The following is a 348-nucleotide window of genomic DNA, read 5'->3' on the forward strand; positions in this document are numbered from 1 at the left end:
CCCGCCGACGCGGAGCCGACCGCCGCGCCCGAGCCGGTCGAACCGGTGCCGACGGCGGCCGGGCTGGTCCGGACCGACGCGCTGATCTGGCCGCTCTCCGCCCGCTCGACCACCGCCCTCGCCGGCCAGGCGGAACGGCTCGCCCGGCACGTCCGGGAACACCCGCAGCACGAACCGGCCGCCGTGGCCTGGTCCCTCGCCACCACCCGCGCCGCGCTCGACCAGCGCGCCGCCGTGGTGGCCGCCGACCGCGACGAACTGCTCTCCGGCTTGGACGCCCTGGCCTCCGGTGTGCCGGCCGGGAACGTGGTCACCGGTTCGATGGCTGAGCACGGTGCGGGTCCGGTG

Annotated in this window: 1 protein-coding gene; it reads left to right on the plus strand. The window is 78.2% G+C overall.

From position 1 onward, the window contains the following. A partial coding sequence (locus B1205_RS30460) for a CurL C-terminal domain-containing protein (RefSeq protein ID WP_254909583.1) occupies window positions 1-348 on the plus strand: 348 nt, incomplete at both ends.

Source organism: Micromonospora sp. NBS 11-29, from assembly GCF_002140155.1.
GTDB lineage: Bacteria > Actinomycetota > Actinomycetes > Mycobacteriales > Micromonosporaceae > Micromonospora.